General features: G+C 63.6%; 12 protein-coding genes. 8 read left to right on the forward strand and 4 right to left on the reverse strand.

Annotated elements, in window-relative coordinates; genetic code table 11:
* Positions 1-65: 65 nt before the first annotated feature.
* Together FA94_RS35530 and FA94_RS35535 are read left to right on the forward strand one after the other, a co-directional pair.
* Entirely contained in the window at positions 66-2,684 is a 2,619-nt protein-coding gene (locus tag FA94_RS35530; protein ID WP_051981104.1) for a fimbria/pilus outer membrane usher protein, read from the forward strand.
* 267 nt (positions 2,685-2,951) lie between these two features.
* Positions 2,952-4,553 (forward strand): peptide chain release factor 3, encoded by a 1,602-nt coding sequence (locus tag FA94_RS35535; protein WP_035560865.1) that lies wholly within the window; start codon positions 2,952-2,954, stop codon positions 4,551-4,553.
* A gap of 104 nt (positions 4,554-4,657) precedes the next feature.
* Here FA94_RS35535 and FA94_RS38385 read toward each other — a convergent pair whose 3' ends face one another.
* On the reverse strand, positions 4,658-5,629 hold the full coding sequence (locus FA94_RS38385; RefSeq protein WP_081936304.1) for a fimbrial protein: 972 nt from the start codon (positions 5,627-5,629) through the stop codon (positions 4,658-4,660).
* Between the two features lie 224 nt (positions 5,630-5,853).
* On the reverse strand, positions 5,854-6,723 hold the full coding sequence (locus FA94_RS35545; RefSeq protein ID WP_035560871.1) for a LysR family transcriptional regulator: 870 nt from the start codon (positions 6,721-6,723) through the stop codon (positions 5,854-5,856).
* A 367-nt stretch (positions 6,724-7,090) separates the two neighbouring features.
* Between FA94_RS35545 and FA94_RS35550 the strand changes: the two genes are divergently transcribed.
* Entirely contained in the window at positions 7,091-9,520 is a 2,430-nt protein-coding gene (locus tag FA94_RS35550; protein ID WP_035560874.1) for a bifunctional acetate--CoA ligase family protein/GNAT family N-acetyltransferase, read from the forward strand.
* Positions 9,521-9,575: 55 nt separating this feature from the next.
* Here the strand turns inward: FA94_RS35550 and FA94_RS35555 are convergent, their stop codons facing one another.
* Both FA94_RS35555 and FA94_RS35560 read right to left on the reverse strand, forming a co-directional pair.
* Positions 9,576-10,121: a hypothetical protein gene (locus FA94_RS35555; RefSeq protein WP_035560877.1), complete on the reverse strand. Its 546-nt coding sequence runs from the start codon at positions 10,119-10,121 to the stop codon at positions 9,576-9,578.
* A gap of 142 nt (positions 10,122-10,263) precedes the next feature.
* Positions 10,264-11,052: an IclR family transcriptional regulator gene (locus FA94_RS35560; RefSeq protein ID WP_035560879.1), complete on the reverse strand. Its 789-nt coding sequence runs from the start codon at positions 11,050-11,052 to the stop codon at positions 10,264-10,266.
* 312 nt (positions 11,053-11,364) lie between these two features.
* Here FA94_RS35560 and FA94_RS35565 point away from each other — a divergent pair, with 312 nt between their 5' ends.
* Genes FA94_RS35565 through FA94_RS35585 form a run of 5 tightly spaced genes read left to right on the forward strand, consistent with a single transcriptional unit; the run spans position 11,365 to position 16,690 of the window.
* Positions 11,365-12,411 (forward strand): sugar ABC transporter substrate-binding protein, encoded by a 1,047-nt coding sequence (locus FA94_RS35565; protein WP_035560882.1) that lies wholly within the window; start codon positions 11,365-11,367, stop codon positions 12,409-12,411.
* Positions 12,412-12,419: 8 nt separating this feature from the next.
* Entirely contained in the window at positions 12,420-13,940 is a 1,521-nt protein-coding gene (locus tag FA94_RS35570) for a sugar ABC transporter ATP-binding protein (RefSeq protein ID WP_156126780.1), read from the forward strand.
* Positions 13,930-14,985, forward strand: coding sequence for an ABC transporter permease (locus FA94_RS35575; RefSeq protein ID WP_035560888.1), 1,056 nt, complete (start codon positions 13,930-13,932; stop codon positions 14,983-14,985). Before FA94_RS35570 ends, FA94_RS35575 begins: the two co-directional genes overlap by 11 nt.
* Before the next feature lie 25 nt (positions 14,986-15,010).
* On the forward strand, positions 15,011-15,337 hold the full coding sequence (locus tag FA94_RS35580; protein WP_035560891.1) for a UxaA family hydrolase: 327 nt from the start codon (positions 15,011-15,013) through the stop codon (positions 15,335-15,337).
* Between the two features lie 42 nt (positions 15,338-15,379).
* Positions 15,380-16,690, forward strand: a complete 1,311-nt coding sequence (locus FA94_RS35585) for a UxaA family hydrolase (RefSeq protein WP_051981107.1) — start codon at positions 15,380-15,382, stop codon at positions 16,688-16,690.
* Positions 16,691-16,708 lie beyond the last annotated feature (18 nt).

Here is a 16,708-nt window from a genome sequence, read left to right on the forward strand (position 1 = left end):
GCGTTGCATCCGCAACGCACTGGGACAACGCACGTCTGTTGCGGATATTGGAAGTCAGTCAGAACATGAAACGCTCACCGGATCATCAGTCGCAAGTTCGCGCCAGTGCGGTCACGGGTCCATTCGGCCTGAGCCCCGTCGCTACCGTCGTTATGTCGGTTTTTGCGGCGTTGGGCGGGGTCCCGTCGACGAGCGTGCAGGCATCTGAAACCAATGACGCGGACGCGGCCGTCCAGTTCGATACGACGTTTCTGCGGACCGATTCGACTCAGGGCATGGACCTCGCGCGATTCGCACGCGGCAATACGGTGTCGGCAGGCGTGTATTCGGTCGACATCTGGGTCAACGATATTCGGGTGGCGCGTCAGGACCTGCGCTTTGTCGCGGCCCGTGAAGGACAGAGCGCTCGCGCTTGCTTGAGCCGTCAAATGCTGGAAACGCTGGGTGTCGATTTTGCCAAGGTCGGCGTGAATCAGGATGCGAAGGCCGCCGACGAATGCGTCGATCTCGCGGCACTCGTGCCGGAGTCGTCGGTTGACTTTGATTTTTCGGAGCAGAAGTTGACCCTGAGCGTGCCGCAGAAATACATGCGTAACGCCGCGCGCGGCTACGTGCCGCCTGACATGTGGCAAACCGGCGTCAATGCGGGCTTCGTCAGCTACAACGCGAATACGTACCACACCGCCGGCTCGGGCATGGATTCGACGCAGAGCTATCTCGGTCTGAATGCCGGCGTGAACATTGGCGCCTGGCATGTGCGTCATCAATCTTCCGTCTCGCAGCAAAGTGGCCAGGCCACGCGTTTCGACAACATCGCGACCTACGTGCAGCACGACGTTGCCGCGCTGAAATCGCAGGTGACGCTGGGCGAGGGCTACACCACGGGCGATGTATTCGACAGCGTGCAGTTTCGCGGCGTGCAGATCGCCACCGACGATCGCATGTTGCCCGAATCGCTGCGTGGCTATGCACCGGACGTGCGCGGCACGGCGGAAACGAATGCGCGCGTGTCGATCCGGCAGAACGGCCAGGTGATCTATGAAACGAGCGTGTCGCCTGGCCCGTTCGAAATCAATGACCTGTATGCGACCGGTTATGGCGGCAACCTCGACGTGACGGTGACCGAGGCCGACGGTCGCACGAAGAGTTTCACCGTACCGTATGCGGCGGTTGCGCAGTCTTTGCGGCCGGGTACGACGCGTTTCTCGGTGACGGCCGGCCAGTTGCGCAACGCGACACTCGACACGAAGCCGAACTTTGCGCAGTTCACCCTGCAACGCGGCCTGACGAACTCGGTGACGGCGTATGGCGGCGGCGTCGCGGCAAACGGTTATGTGGCGGCCGATATCGGCGCGGCCCTTAACACGAAGTTCGGCGCATTTTCGGCGGACGTGACTGCAGCGCAGACGCAGGTGCCGAACCAGAGCAGCCAGCGCGGCGCAAGCTTGCGTATCGGCTACAGCAAGTTCATCGATCCGACCAACACGAACATTTCGGTGGCGGCTTATCGATATTCGACAGCGGGTTTCATGAATTTGTCGGATGCCTCGTCGGTGCGCGACCTCGCCACGCACGGCGGCGATATTAATTCGGTTTATCGGCAGCGCAACCGCTTTCAGCTCACCATGAACCAGAGCTTCAAGAACTACGGCACGGTGTTCCTGAGCGCATCGGCGCAGCAATACTGGAATCACGACGGCAGCGACACGTTCTATCAGGCTGGCTACACGAACAGCTACAAATACGGGACCTACAGCGTGACCGCCGGACGCACACGCAGCGCCAACGGCTCGATGTCGAACCAGTACATGGTCAGCACCACCATTCCGCTTGGCCACAGCCAGCATGCGCCGTTGCTGTCGACCAATCTGTCGAGCGGGTCGGGCAGCACGAATCTGCAGGCCAACGTCAGCGGCTCGCTGGGCGATGCCAACCAGTATTCGTATAACGCGTACGGCACGTATGGCAGCGGTAACGGCAGCAGCTCCGCCAATGCCGGCGCGAGCGGCACATACCGCGCGCCGTATGCGCAGATGACGGCGTCCGTGAGTTCGGGTTCACAGTCGAGCCAGGTGTCGGCGGGTATCAATGGTTCGGTCGTCTTGCATCCGGGCGGCGTGACGCTGTCGCAGACCGTGGGCGACACCTTCGGCATCGTCGAAGCGCCGGGTGCCGCGGGTGCGAATGTGACCAGCGCGCCGGGCGTCAAGCTCGATCGCCGTGGTTACGCAGTAGTGCCGTATCTCACGCCGTACGGCATGAATACCGTCGATATCGACCCGAAGGGCACGTCGACGGATGTCGAGTTCGAATCGACGTCGGAGCAGGCCGTGCCGCGCCTTGGGTCGGTTGTGATGCTCAAGTACAAGACCGTGACCGGCCGCGCCGCGCTGATTCGCGCGCCGCAACTGGGCGACAAGGCACTGCCGTTCGGCGCCGATGTGGTGGATGGCAAGGGGCGCACCGTGGGCGTGGTGGCGCAGGACAGCCGGATTTTCGCGCGTGGCCTCGACGATAAGGGTGCGCTGTTTGTGAAATGGGGCGCGGCAGCGTCGGAAGCGTGCCGGATCGAGTACGTGTTGCCGAAGAAGACGGGTCAGGCGGCCACCGCTTATACGTCGGTGGAAGCGCACTGTATTTCCGACGTGCAAACGAGTCAGCGCGCTGCAATTTCCGCCGACTAGCCGGCAGCGCGCACTTGGCGCGGCACGTCCTTTCCCTCCTTCCGCCCCCATGACGTGTATCATTCGTTCCCTGCGCTGTTCTGCGCTGGCGATTCCCGGATTGTCGAACGCTCGTTCGTGACCTGTTTCCGACGCGCTCGGGTTGCCACTGTGACGCGGGCCCCGGCCCAACTCCCGCAGCTCGACGCCGCCGCGCAAGGCGTGGCACGCCGGTAGCCACAAGCCGCCGGCAACCGCCCGAACCCCTATCCGTGACCGCCAGACCCGATGTCAGTCTCCGAACTCAAACGCCGCCGCACGTTCGCGGTCATTTCCCACCCGGACGCGGGTAAAACCACGCTCACCGAAAAACTGCTGCTGTTCTCGGGCGCGATTCAGATCGCCGGCACCGTGAAGGGCCGTAAGAGCAACCGCTACGCGACGTCCGATTGGATGGAAATCGAAAAGCAGCGGGGCATTTCGGTGGCCAGTTCGGTGATGCAGTTCGAGTACGGCGATGCCGTCATCAACCTGCTCGACACGCCGGGCCACGAAGACTTCTCCGAAGATACCTACCGCGTGTTGACCGCGGTCGATGCCGCCGTGATGGTGATTGACGGTGCGAACGGTGTCGAAGCGCAAACGCTGAAGCTGCTCGAAGTCTGCCGCAGCCGCAAGACGCCGATCGTCACCTTCATCAACAAGCTCGACCGCGAAGTGCGCGAGCCGCTCGAACTGCTCGACGAAATCGAGCAGCATCTGGGTGTGGCCGCCGTGCCGTTCACCTGGCCGATCGGCATGGGCAAGGAATTCCAGGGCGTCTACGACATCCAGCGCGATCAGGTCCGTTTGTTCCGCGCGGGACAGGACAAGGCGGGCGGCGAGGTTGAAACGCTGCAGGCGCTGAGCAACGAAGAAGGCGAACGCCGCTTCGGCCATAGCTGGGTCAAGGCGAAAGAAGAAATCGACCTGATCACCGGCGCATCGCCTGATTTCGACCGCGAGAAGTTTCTCGCCGGTCAGCAGTCGCCGGTACTGTTCGGCTCGGCGATCAACAACTTTGGCGTGAAGGAAATTCTCGACGCGCTGGTCGATCTGGCGCCGCCGCCGTCCATGCGCATGACGGTGCAGCGTCCGGTGCTGCCGGACGAGCCGAAGTTCACCGGCGTCGTGTTCAAGGTGCAGGCGAACATGGATCTGGCGCACCGCGACCGCGTGGCGTTTATCCGCGTGTGTTCGGGTCACTTCGAACGCGGCATGGCCGTGAAGGTGACGCGCACCAACAAGACGTTCCGCGCCAACAACGTGGTGACGTTCCTGTCGCAACGTCGTGAGACGGTGAGCGAGGCGTATCCGGGCGACATCATCGGTATTCCGAATCACGGCACGCTGAGTCTCGGCGATACGTTGACCGAAGGCGAAATGCTGCAATTCGTCGGCCTGCCGTTCTTCGCGCCGGAAATTTTCCAGACGGTGGAAGTGGTCGATCCGATGCGCGCCAAGCAGCTCGGCGAGGCGCTGAAGCAGCTCGGCGAGGAAGGCGCGATTCAGGTGTTCCGTCCGGAAGTCGGCGGCTTGATGATTCTCGGCGCGGTCGGGCAACTGCAGTTCGAAGTGGTGGCGCATCGCTTGTCGACCGAATACAAGGTCGATGTGCGGATGGCGCCGGCGCGCTACCGGATGTCACGCTGGGTGACCTGCGACGACGCCGCCGAATTGCGTCGCTTCACCGATTCGTACGCGGCGCGGATCGCCCTCGACGCGTCGGATGCGCCGACGTATCTGGCGTCGCACGTGTCGGAGATTGAAGTTGCGCAGAAGGCGTGGCCGAAGATCGTGTTCAACGAGTTGCGCGAGCATTCGGGCGCGCCGTTCAAGAAGACGATGTAAATCTATTGAAGTTAGTGCCCGGTTTCGGCTCGTGCCGGCGCCTCACCGCAAAGCAAAAGGCCCCGTCTTCTTGACGGGGCCTTTTGCTTTATTGGCTAATGTGACTATTGATAGGTCATCGTGAATATAGCCGCGGCATTGACGGTGCCTGGCGCCACGGATGCGGCACCCAAACGATAGTACTGCGCGAAAAACTGGAACGATGCATTGCCTGTGGTGCCGGAAGTCAATTGGAGTGGGCTATCCAACTTAATTGCCGAATGAGAGGCATTGAGCAATTGCACGCCTATGCCAGTCGCCGTGCCGTTCGACGCGATGACGTTCGGCAGGCTTGATGAGCCGGACGCTGACGAAAAGGTGACGGCAACTGAGACGCCAGCCTGGCAGCTTAGACCGATCGAGAACGGCGCATTTGCTGCCGTAGAACCTGCGGCTGGGAATGCGGACGCGCTCACGGGACGTAGCGCGACGGTTTGGGTGGCTGTATCGGCCGTGACCGAACAAGTGACGGGACGAATCGCGCCTGTCGTAAGGGTGAGTCTGTTCGAGCCATTGTTGAGCGGGATATTGGTGTTCAGGACACCACTGACGTACTGCGCCGACGTGATTGTGCCGCCAGTAATGCTGCCGGTCTTCACCAGTTCAACGGTGCCGGAGACATTGAAACTCCCATTGGAGGTGGTATTACCTAACGACGAATCGGCACCACAGGTCCCTGACGGATTGAGCGCGACTCCCTGGCTGTTTCGCATGCGCATACCCACTCCGGTTAGCCCTGTCGTGAAGACCCCGGGCATCCCCGGCACCGGTGTTTGGCCGGAGGCGCAGACAACGACCGGTATGTTGAATGTTGTAGAACTCGTGCATTGCCCTGACAGCGTGAAACTCTTAACGGTGCCTGGGATCGTATCGCCAGCGACAAGCGAATTGGACACGGCCACAGTCCCATAAGTAAAGGTTGCCGGCAGGCCGGTGGTGGGGCAATCCGCGTGAGCACTGGCGGTCCAGCCAAGCGCAAAAATGGCAAGCACAATAAAGCGCGCGGTGGCGCGTGTTCTACTTGCAAGAGAGAGCATCTTCGGTACCTACAGATCGGGGCTGTTGTGCGAGAAGACTTGCCCTCGTGCCTCACGTCGTGACCGATACGCGCGACAACTTTGGTCCTTGATGCCCTCTCGGCCTCACCACGGCGAGTGCCGTGACTACCCAGAATTTTGGTCCGTCCGCATCTCAAACTAAATCGGAGCATTCTTAGGTTTTTGAGAAATCGCCGCAAATATCGTGCGGAATTCTGGCCCCTTCACCCCACCTTCAACCCCTCTTCCCGCATCCACCCCGCAAACGCCTGCACATGCTCAAGCTCCGCATGACGTTGCGCCACATCTAACCAATACCCAAACGGCCCCGCCACTTCGATATCGGAAAACTGCGCGAGACTTCCATCCGCGAGTTCTTCGACGATCATGTTCCGATCGACGATCGCCAAACCCGCGCCTTTGCGCGCGGCACGAATCGCCTGTTCCAACGTCGAGAACTCGATACCGTTTTCCGCGTAATGCGCGGGCAAACCGGCCATGGCCAGCCAGTTCGGCCACAGATCCAACCGGGCATCGTTATGCAGCACATGCAGCGCGGGCATCTGTTCGAGCAGTTGATCGAGCGGTTGTCCCAGCAGGCGCGGCGCGCCGACCAGCACGTGACGCTCGATCATCAGCAATTCGGAATGGGCGTCGGGCAGCGCATGGCGGCCGAAGCGGATGTTGCAATGACAGTCGTTGGTCGGATCGGTACGGATCGACAGTTCCACGTCAGGCAGTTCCACCGCGAGCGACCCGAGCCGCGGCGAAAACCATTGCGTCGCGAACGTGGGCGGCACGGCGACCACCAGGCGGCGCCGTCCCTTCGCCGCGGTAATCTGCCGGAAACCACGCTCGATGGTGTCGAACGCTTCGGACAGGCACGGCAGGAACTGCAACCCGGCCGGCGTCAACCGAATGCCCTTGTGATCGCGCTCGAACAGTTTCGCGCCCAGCGATTCCTCGAGCAGTTTGATCTGCCGGCTCACCGCGCCTTGCGTCACGCACAGTGCCGTCGCCGCGCGATTGAAGCTCATATGGCGGGCCGTTTCTTCGAAGAAGCGCAACGCGATCAACGAGGGCAAGCGTCGCATACATCACCTTCTATTTCTTTAGTCATGCGGTGCGGGCGGGTCAGGGTGCGAGCCGCACTGCGGAATGGATGGCCGTACTGCGTACTGACCGCGCGTTGTCTCCCACGCGCCGCGCGAGCCGTGATCGGCTAGCGTCTTTTTTCAGGCGATGCCGCTTGGCATCGCTTGGGATTGTCGCATTGGCGCTGGATATTGTGCTTGGGGCGTCGGAAAAAATTCCGTGGCATGAAGATGAACATCAAGCGGAAACCGCAACTTGTCACGCGAGCGCTCGCGAAGCACCGCGCAAGCGCCCGACTTCGCCTATCCTGACGAAACGCGCGTCCGGCGATCAGGCCGCCGCGCCTTCCCACTCTACGGAGCGCCCGTGACCGTCCGCAACCTTGACGCCTTATTCCGACCCAAATCCGTCGCCGTGATCGGCGCTTCCGAGCGGCCGGGCAGCACCGGCGCGATGGTGTGGGCGCGCGTGCTGGAAGGCGGCTTCGACGGTCCGCTGTGGCCGGTCAATCCGAATCACGCGACCTTGGGCGGCCACAAGGTGATCGGCGACGTCGGCGATCTGCCGCAGGCGCCGAGCGTCGCGGTGATCTGCACGCCGCCGGCCACGTGGCCCGGCATCATCCACAAACTCGGCGGGCTGGGCACGCGGGCGGCGATTATCGTCGGCGAGGCGCGCAGCGATGACGACCGGCTCGCGTTGCGCCACGCGCTTTCGGCTGCGCGGCCGCATCTGCTGCGGATCGTCGGACCTGGCAGCCTCGGCGTGGTGTCGCCGGCGCTGCGTGCGCATCTTGGCGCGCCGTCGTGCACGGTCAAGGCGGGCGGCGTCGCGTGGGTCTCGCAGTCGAACGCGCTGACCAATGCCGTGCTCGGCTGGGCGCATGCGCGAGGGCTCGGGTTTTCGCACGCGGTCGCGCTGGGCGGCGAGGCCGATGTGGATGCGGGCGACGTCCTCGATTATCTGGCGAGCGATCCCGGCACGCGCGCCATTCTGCTCGAACTCGACAGTGTGCGGGCGGCACGCAAGTTCATGTCGGCGGCGCGCGCGGCGGCGCGCAACAAGCCGGTGCTGGCGTTGCGTTCAGGACGCGCCGATCCCGCCGATGCGCTCTACACGGCCGCGTTTCGCCGGGCCGGCATGGTGCGCGTCGACGCGCTCGACGATCTGCTCGACGAAATCGAAACGCTCGGCGTGGGCCGCGTCGCGGCAGGCGCGACGGCGACGCTGATCACCAGCGACCGGGGCCTCGCCACGCTCGCTTGCGACGCCTTCGCGGCCGCCGGCGACACGCTCGCGCCGTGGCCCGACGAAGCGTCGGAGGCGCTGCGCCAGGTGTTGCCGCACGCGGTGGGCGGCAACCCGCTGCAACTGGGCGACGACGCCCGGCCGGAGCACTTCGGCACCGCGCTCAAGTTGCTCGCGGACCATCGCAGCACCGGCACGGCATTCGTCGTGCATGCATCGACGCATGGCGCGCCGGTCGGCGAAGTCGCGCAGGCGCTGATCGCAAGCCAGCGGTTCGCGTACCGTGGCTTGCTGGCGTGCTTCTTCGGCGGCGTGGATGCCGCCACGCGCGACGCCTTGCACGCGCAGGGCATTCCGGTTCATACGACGCCGCAGCGGCTCGCCCGCGCCTTCGCTCGTCTGATCGATTACCGGATGGGACGCGAATTGCTGATGCAGACACCGGAAGGTTTGCCGGCGCAGATTCCGGCGGCGATCGACGCCGCGCAGGCGCAAGCGCGCGCGGCGCTGACGGCCGGTGAGCGCCAACTCACCGGCGCGGCGGCGATGACCTTTCTCCGGCGTTTCGGCTTGCGGGTCGAGGCGCAACCCGATTTCGCCGAAAGCGACGCCGCACCGTCCACGCGGCCCGTCGTCGACATTGCCGTTGAACTTCACGACGACGACAACTTCGGCCCGGTCTTCCGCTTCGTCGCGCCGTCGGTGGATGGCGTATCCGAAGCGCTGCGCGTCTACGGCCTGCCACCGCTGAATCCGATGCTGGCGCGCGACATCGTCACACGTTCGCGCTATGCGCGGCTGGTGTCGCCCGAGCCGGCGCTGGCCGCGTTGACGGCGCTTTCGCAGGCAGTGTGCGACGTCAAGGAAATCGTGGGTCTGGCATTGACGCTGCGGGTTTTCAAGGAACACGTGGTGGTCGTCAACCCCACGCTAAGCATTGCCACCACGCGCAGCCGGCTCGCGATCGTGCCGTATCCGCGCCGCTTCGAAGAGACGCTCGACTGGCAAGGTTTGCAGGTGACGGTGCGGCCGATCCGTCCCGAAGACGAGGCCGCGCATCATGACTTCGTCGAAGCGATGACGCCGGAAGATTTGCGCCTGCGGTTTTTCGGCGCAGTGGGCAGTTTCGACCACTCGCAACTCGCGCGCATGACGCAGATCGACTATGACCGCGAGATGGCGCTGATCGCTACCGTCACGAGCGACGAAGGTTTCACACGCACGCTCGGCGTGGTGCGTGCGGTGGCCGATCCCGACAACGAAACGGCTGAATTCGCGGTAGCGGTGCGCTCGGACCAGAAAGGCCGGCGGCTCGGTCAGTTGCTGATGGACCGTATCATCAAATACGCGCGGGCGCGCGGTACTCACTGGCTGGTGGGCGAGGCGTTGCGGGAAAACGGTCCGATGATCGCGCTCGCCAAAGCCTGCGGTTTCACCGTCACGCCGACGGAAGACCCGAGCGTGGTCGGCTTCCGCATGGCGCTAGACGAAGTGGCCGACGCGACCGAAGCGACCAACGTCACCGCCAAGTCGGCGCAAAAAAAATAGCGTCGAGTGAGACTTGCACAGCCTCACTCGACGCTAAATCCACGACACAACCTGCTTAAGCCGGCAGCTTGGCCACGGCCTCATCGACCTGCGCACGCGTCACCGACAACTCTTCCAGCCACGCATCCGCATACACGGCGCCGGTCTCGCGCTCCAGACGCGCAATCGTCGCCGCGCAACGGTTCGCATCCTTCAGCGTGGCGATGAACGACTTCACCGATTCACCGGCCTTGAACGCGTCGAACAGGGGCACGCGAATATCGTCCGGCAGCGTACGGTTGGTCCACTGATATGGCTTGCCGTTGAACGTGAACTGCGGCGGCAGCACGCGTTCCTTCTTGGCGGCCGGAATCAGACCGAACATGCGCGCGGCGTCGCCGATCTGCTCGGCCGAAAACAGCTCGTCCGGGCTGATGTCGAATTGCTGAATAAACGTCTCGATGCTTTGCATCGCCGCAGCGCGGTCGTCGCGGCGCTTTTGCGCATGCGCGACGATGTCGCGCAGTTCGTCGGCTTCTTCGGGCGTGATCGTGAAGCTCGACTGCTTCTGCTGGAGTTCGGAAAAACGCTGGAATTCGGAATCGGTCAGAAGTTTCGCCATTGCTTATCGATGCGCGCGCATGAGCGAACCCATGCGGCTTAAATTTGAGAGGGTCGCCATTCTAAACCATGTGCGCGAGCGACCGATTTTCGACGAAGTTTCGACGCGGCACGGTTCGACGACGCCCTCTCCGGACGTCGCGCTAGCCGACGTCCTCGCGAAACATCGACAACGCTTGCACCGTCTCGCGTAGCAGTGTGGTCGCGGCTTCCAGCGTCGGCGCGACGTATTCGTCGATACGTCGCAGGTACGGGCAGGTGAGCACCGCGATCGCCTGGCCAGCCGGCCCCTGGATCGGAAACGTGACGTCGGTCACGCCGAAGGTCTGCTGGCTGTCCTTCTGCGAGAAGCCGGCCGTGCGAATCCGCTCGCAGGCCTGTTCGAGCGCGTCGCGATCAATCGTGACCTCGCCCTTCACGCGGGTGTGTTCGGCCAGCATCTGCTGACGCTGTTCGATGCTTTGAAACGCGAGCATTACGCGTCCTGAACCGGTGTCGATCAAGCCGACCCGCGAGCCGAGCCGCACCGACATGCCCCACGTGCCGGGTCCATCCACCTGGGCGATCACCAGCAGATTGCCGCGGTCGTACACCACGAGGTGACACGATTGTTCGGCAGCATCGGCGAAGCGCTGCATCAGCGGCAAGGCTTCGGCGATCAGACGGTTCATCGGCGGATGACGGTGTGCGAGTGCATACAGCTTCAGGCTCAGCGAATAGCGATCGCCGGCGGCCGAGCGCACCACGTACTGGCGCGCAACCAGACGTTCGAGCATCCGGTACATCTCGCTGGCATTGCGTCCCAGCGACTTGGTGATTTCGGCGCGCGTCAGTCCGTCTTTCTGCTCGGCGAGCAATTCCAGAATATCGAGGCCCTTGTCGAGCGCGGGGGCGCGGTATCGGTCGGCGTCGTCTTTGTCGTCTGCGTCCATGGTGAGCGAGGTTCCGTGGCTTTTTCTCATTATCTGGCGCGTGAGTGTAAGTGCGTGGTGAATCTCTAGCGAGCGGACCGATGTCCAGGGAAAACACGGGGGCATGCTGCAGTGCACTTTCCTTGACTTCGAAAAGTCCGTATATGAATAATACGTTCATTGGTGAATAGACGCACACCAATACACGATAAGAAAGCGCAGGACGAAGTGCCGGCCGCCAAGGTCCGGTCCACGCCGTTCCCACAACGCAGTGCCTTGGGGCTGGCGTCAGTGCACACGCACTAACTCCGTGCTCCGACATAGGAGACAACCATGTCGTTCGCCAAAGGGCCGCACGCGGTCCGCCGTTCGTTCCGCAGTTCGCTCTTCGCCATAGCCGCCGCGGCGTGCATCGCCAGCCTCGGCGCTGCCGGTACAGCCCAGGCCGATACCGGCAAGATCGGCCTCGATCTGCCGCTGCTCACGTCGCCGTTCTGGCAGTCGTACAACAACTATCTGCCCAAGTACGCGAAGGACTCGGGCCTCGATATCCTCGCGCCGGTCAACTCGAACGGCGATCCCGCGCAGCAGATCACCGACATGAACAACCTGCTGAACCTCGGTGCGAAGGGCATCGTGGTCGGCCCGCTGGATTCGGCGGCGATCAGCCGCGCGCTCGACGCCGCTGCGGCGAAAAACGTCCCCGTAGTGGCCGTGGACGTCGCGCCGACGCAAGGCAAAGTCGCGATGGTGGTGCGCGCCGACAATCGCGCGTATGGCGAGAAGGCGTGCAAATACATCGGCGATCACGTGAAGTCGGGCAAGGTCGTGCAGATCATGGGCGATCTGGCGTCGGTGAATGGGCGCGACCGGTCGGAAGCATTCCGCTCGTGCATGAAGGGCTATCCGGGCCTGACGGTGCTGGAAATTCCGGCGGCCTGGAAGGGCGACGTGGCGGCCACCGCGCTCGACAGTCTGCTGACCGCGAATCCCGACGTGAAGGGGATCTACATGCAAGCGGGCGGCGTGTATCTGTCGCCGACGCTGCAAACACTGCGCCGCAAACAGATGCTGTTTCCCGTGGGCGATCCGAAGCACGTCGTGATCGTCAGCAACGACGGCATCCCGCAGGAGTTTGATGCGATCCGCCGCGGCGACATCGACGCGACCGTGTCCCAGCCCGCCGATTCGTACGCGAAATACGGCCTGTTCTATATCAAGGCCGCGTTGGCGGGACAAACCTTCAAGCCGGGACCGACCGATCACGGCAGCAACATCATCCAGTTGGCGCCGGGGATTCTCGAAGACCAACTGCCCGCGCCGCTCGTGACGAAGGCGAATGTCGACGATAAAGCCTTGTGGGGCAATACCGTCAAATGAGCGGTCACATGAGCGAGCCGACAGCCTCCGTGCCGGTGGTCGAAGCGTTTGGCGTCACCAAACGCTACGGCTCGACGGCCGCGCTGAACGACGTGAGCATTCGCGTGATGCCTGGCGAGTCGCATGCACTCGTCGGGCGCAACGGCGCGGGGAAATCGACACTGGTGTCGATTCTCACCGGCCTGCGCAAGCCCGATACCGGCGAGGTACGTTTCGGCGGCGCGGCGGCGCCGTCGATTGCGGATCGCGACGCGTGGCGTGAACGCGTGGCCTGCGTCTATCAGCATTCGACGATCATCCGCGATCTGAGCGTCGCGGAGAATCTGTTCATCAACCGGCAGCCGTCGCGCGGCGGTGTGATCGACTGGCGCGCGATGCATCGCGACGCGCGCGAACTGCTCGACCACTGGAAGATCGACGTGCGCGAAGATGCGCGCGCCGGCGATCTAAGCGTGGAAGCGCGGCAACTGGTGGAAATCGCACGCGCACTGTCGTACGGCGCACGTTTCATCATTCTCGACGAACCGACCGCGCAGCTCGACGGCGACGAAATCAAGCGCCTGTTCCGGCGTATCAGCGAATTGCAGCGCGAAGGCGTGACCTTCCTGTTCATCTCTCACCATCTGCAAGAGGTGTACGAGATTTGCCAGGCCGTGACGGTGCTGCGCGACGCGCGGCATATCGTCAGCGCGCCGGTGTCCGCGTTGCCGCGCGAACAGTTGATCGAAGCGATGACGGGCGAACGCGGCGGCCTCGCCGTCGCCGATGCGGCCGCGCGCGACGCGTTGCCCGCCGATACGGCAATTGCATTGCAAGTCAAAGACCTTGCCGGTTCCGATTACGACAAGGTGTCGTTCACCGTGAAGCGCGGCGAAGTGGTCGGCCTGACCGGCGCGACGAGCAGCGGCCGCACGAGCGTCGCCGAAGCGATTGCCGGTTTGCGCGCGGCCAAACGCGGCACGATCAGCGTCGACGGCGCGGTCTTGCCGCCCGGCGATGTGCCCGCTGCGCTCGCGCATGGCATCGGCTGCGTGCCGAAGGATCGCCATCACGAAGGCCTGGTGTTGACGCAATCGGTTGCGGAAAACGCGTCGATGACGATCGCGCGTCTGCTCGGCAAATTCGGCATCGCGCCGCCCGCGAAGAAGAACGCGTTCGGCCAGAAAATGATCGACGCGCTCGGCATCGTCGCGCAAGGTCCGGAGCACATCGTGTCTGGGCTATCCGGCGGCAATCAGCAGAAAGTGGTGATGGCGCGCGCGCTTGCCACCAACCCGAACGTGCTCGTGCTGATCGACCCCACCGCGGGCGTCGACGTCAAATCGAAAGAAGCGTTGCTCTCCGTCGTGGATCGCGTGCGCGAAGAGGGCAAGGCCGTGCTGGTCGTGTCCGGCGAACTCGACGATCTGCGTACCTGTGACCGTGTGCTGGTCATGTTCCGTGGCCGTGTCGCGGCCGAATTTCCCGCGGGTTGGCAGGACCACGACCTGATCGCATCCGTTGAAGGAGTCAGTCTCCATGAAGAATAGTGTGCCCAGTCCCGCATTCAGCACCGCGCCAGCCTCAGGGTCGACGCAGGCTGTTGCCGCCGCGACGCGCGGCAAACGCGCGCGCGCCGAACTCGCGCGGCTGCGTGAACTGGCCTTGCTGCCCGCGCTCGCGTTGCTGCTCGTGATCGGCGCGTTCGTCAGCCCCAGCTTTCTGACGAAGGCGAATCTGATCAGCGTGCTGGGCGCGTCGGCGGCGCTCGCGCTGGTGGTGCTCGCGGAATCGTTGATCGTGTTGACCGGCAAATTCGATCTGTCGCTCGAGTCGACCGTGGGGATCGCGCCCGCCGTCGGCGCAATGCTGGTGATGCCGGCCGCGTCCGCGGGCTTCGGCACGCAGTGGCCGGCGGCAGTCGGCCTGCTCGCCATCGTAGCGGTGGGCGCGGTGATTGGCTTGATCAACGGCTTCCTGGTGGTGCGCTTGCGGCTGAATGCCTTCATCGTCACGCTGGCCATGCTGATCGTGCTGCGCGGCATGCTGGTCGGTGCGACCAAAGGCGGCACGCTGTTCGATATGCCGCCGTCGTTCTTCTCGCTCGCCACCACCATCGTGTTCGGCTTGCCGTTGTCCGTCTGGCTCGCGGCGGTGGCCTTCGCGATCGCCGCGTTCGTGTTGCGCTATCACCGGTTGGGCCGTGCGTTGTACGCGATCGGCGGCAATCCGGAGGCGGCGCGCGCGGCGGGGATTCGCGTGGAGCGCATCACGTGGGGCGTATTCGTGCTCGGCAGTATGCTGGCCTCGGTAGGCGGCTTGATCGTGACCGGCTACGTCGGCGCGATCAACGCGAACCAGGGCAACGGCATGATCTTCACCGTGTTCGCTGCGGCGGTGATCGGCGGTATTTCACTCGACGGCGGCAAGGGCACGATGTTCGGCGCGCTCACCGGCGTGCTGCTGCTCGGCGTCGTGCAGAACCTGCTGACGCTCGCGCAGGTGCCGTCGTTCTGGATTCAGGCCATTTACGGCGCGATCATTCTGGGCTCGCTGATGGTGGCGCGGCTCGCTAGCGGCGAAGGTCAGAACTGATGCGCACGTTATCCGGAGAACTCATTTGACCCGCCAACCCGTGCAAACCGATCCTCGTCTGATCCTGCTCAGTCCCGCCGACAACTGCCTGATCGCGGCGGCGCGTCTCGACGCAGGCACGCCGGTCGAAATAGAAGGCGAACGCGTGACGCTCGCCAAAACCATTGAACTCGGTCACAAGGTCGCACGTCATCCCCTCGCGAAAGACGACAAGGTGCTGCGCTACGGCGCGGTGATCGGTCACGTGACGGACGCGGTGGCGCGTGGCGCGCATCTGCATACGCACAACCTCGAAAGCGATTATCTGCCGACCTATACGCACGACGCGGGCCACGAGTTCGTCCATCACTGAAACGGGCACAACGACGTGGCCTTGCGCCGCGCTGGAACGATCATGACTGACATTTCCGTAGCACCTGCCGGCGCGCCGCCAATGCTGCAAGGCTATCCGCGCAATGACGGCCGTAAAGGCATCCGCAACGTGGTTGCGGTAGCGTATCTGGTTGAATGCGCGCATCACGTGGCGCGTGAAATCGTCACGCAGTTCCGCGAGCCGCTCGACGCATTCGACGATCCTTCCGCCGAGCGCGAACCGCCGGTGCATCTGATCGGCTTTCCCGGCTGCTATCCAAATAGTTACGCCGAGACGATGCTCGAACGGTTGACCACGCATCCGAACGTGGGCGCCGTGCTGTTCGTGTCGCTCGGGTGCGAGAGCATGAACAAGCATTATCTGGTGGACGCGGTGCGCGCAAGCGGCCGTCCGGTCGAAGTGCTGACGATCCAGGAAAAGGGCGGCACGCGCAGCACGATTCAATATGGCGTCGACTGGATTCGCGGCGTGCGCGAACAACTCGCCGCGCAACCGAAAGTGCCGATGGCGCTGAGCGAACTGGTGATCGGCACGATTTGCGGCGGCTCGGACGGCACCAGCGGCATCACCGCGAACCCGGCGGTAGGCCGCGCGTTCGATCATCTGATCGATGCGGGCGCAACCTGTATCTTCGAAGAAACCGGCGAACTGGTGGGCTGCGAATTTCATATGAAGACGCGCGCGGCGCGGCCGGAACTCGGCGATGAAATCGTGGCTTGCGTGGCAAAGGCGGCGCGCTATTACTCGATACTCGGCCATGGCAGTTTCGCGGTCGGCAATGCGGACGGCGGCCTCACCACACAGGAAGAGAAGTCGCTCGGCGCGTACGCGAAAAGCGGCGCGTCGCCGATTGTCGGCATTATCAAACCCGGCGATATTCCGCCGACCGGCGGCCTCTATCTGCTCGACGTGGTGCCGGACGGCGAGCCGCGCTTCGGCTTTCCCAACATTAGCGACAACGCGGAAATCGGCGAGCTGATCGCGTGCGGTGCGCATGTGATTCTGTTCACTACCGGGCGCGGCTCGGTGGTCGGCTCGGCCATCTCGCCGGTGATCAAGGTGTGCGCGAATCCCGCAACCTATCGCAATCTCGCGGGCGACATGGACGTCGACGCGGGCCGGATTCTCGAAGGCCGCGGCACGCTCGACGAAGTGGGCCGCGAAGTGTTCGAGCAAACGGTCGCGGTGTCGCGCGGCACGGCGTCGAAATCGGAGACGCTCGGGCACCAGGAGTTCATCCTGACTTACAAGACGTTCGAGCCGGTTGGGCCGGCGTGCTTGCCGTCGGGCGCCGCGCCGGCGCATCGGGTCGTCGCGATCGAATCACACTGAGCTTCCGGCAAGCCGCCA

This window comes from Burkholderia sp. 9120, assembly GCF_000745015.1.
Taxonomy (GTDB): Bacteria; Pseudomonadota; Gammaproteobacteria; order Burkholderiales; family Burkholderiaceae; genus Paraburkholderia.

Coding starts and splice junctions, on each gene's coding strand:
- FA94_RS35530 (WP_051981104.1), top strand. CDS start 66: ATGAAACGCTCACCGGATCATCAGTCGCAAGTTCGCGCCAGTGCGGTC.
- FA94_RS35535 (WP_035560865.1), top strand. CDS start 2,952: ATGTCAGTCTCCGAACTCAAACGCCGCCGCACGTTCGCGGTCATTTCC.
- FA94_RS38385 (WP_081936304.1), bottom strand. CDS start 5,629: ATGCTCTCTCTTGCAAGTAGAACACGCGCCACCGCGCGCTTTATTGTG.
- FA94_RS35545 (WP_035560871.1), bottom strand. CDS start 6,723: ATGCGACGCTTGCCCTCGTTGATCGCGTTGCGCTTCTTCGAAGAAACG.
- FA94_RS35555 (WP_035560877.1), bottom strand. CDS start 10,121: ATGGCGAAACTTCTGACCGATTCCGAATTCCAGCGTTTTTCCGAACTC.
- FA94_RS35560 (WP_035560879.1), bottom strand. CDS start 11,052: ATGGACGCAGACGACAAAGACGACGCCGACCGATACCGCGCCCCCGCG.
- FA94_RS35565 (WP_035560882.1), top strand. CDS start 11,365: ATGTCGTTCGCCAAAGGGCCGCACGCGGTCCGCCGTTCGTTCCGCAGT.
- FA94_RS35570 (WP_156126780.1), top strand. CDS start 12,420: ATGAGCGAGCCGACAGCCTCCGTGCCGGTGGTCGAAGCGTTTGGCGTC.
- FA94_RS35575 (WP_035560888.1), top strand. CDS start 13,930: ATGAAGAATAGTGTGCCCAGTCCCGCATTCAGCACCGCGCCAGCCTCA.
- FA94_RS35585 (WP_051981107.1), top strand. CDS start 15,380: ATGACTGACATTTCCGTAGCACCTGCCGGCGCGCCGCCAATGCTGCAA.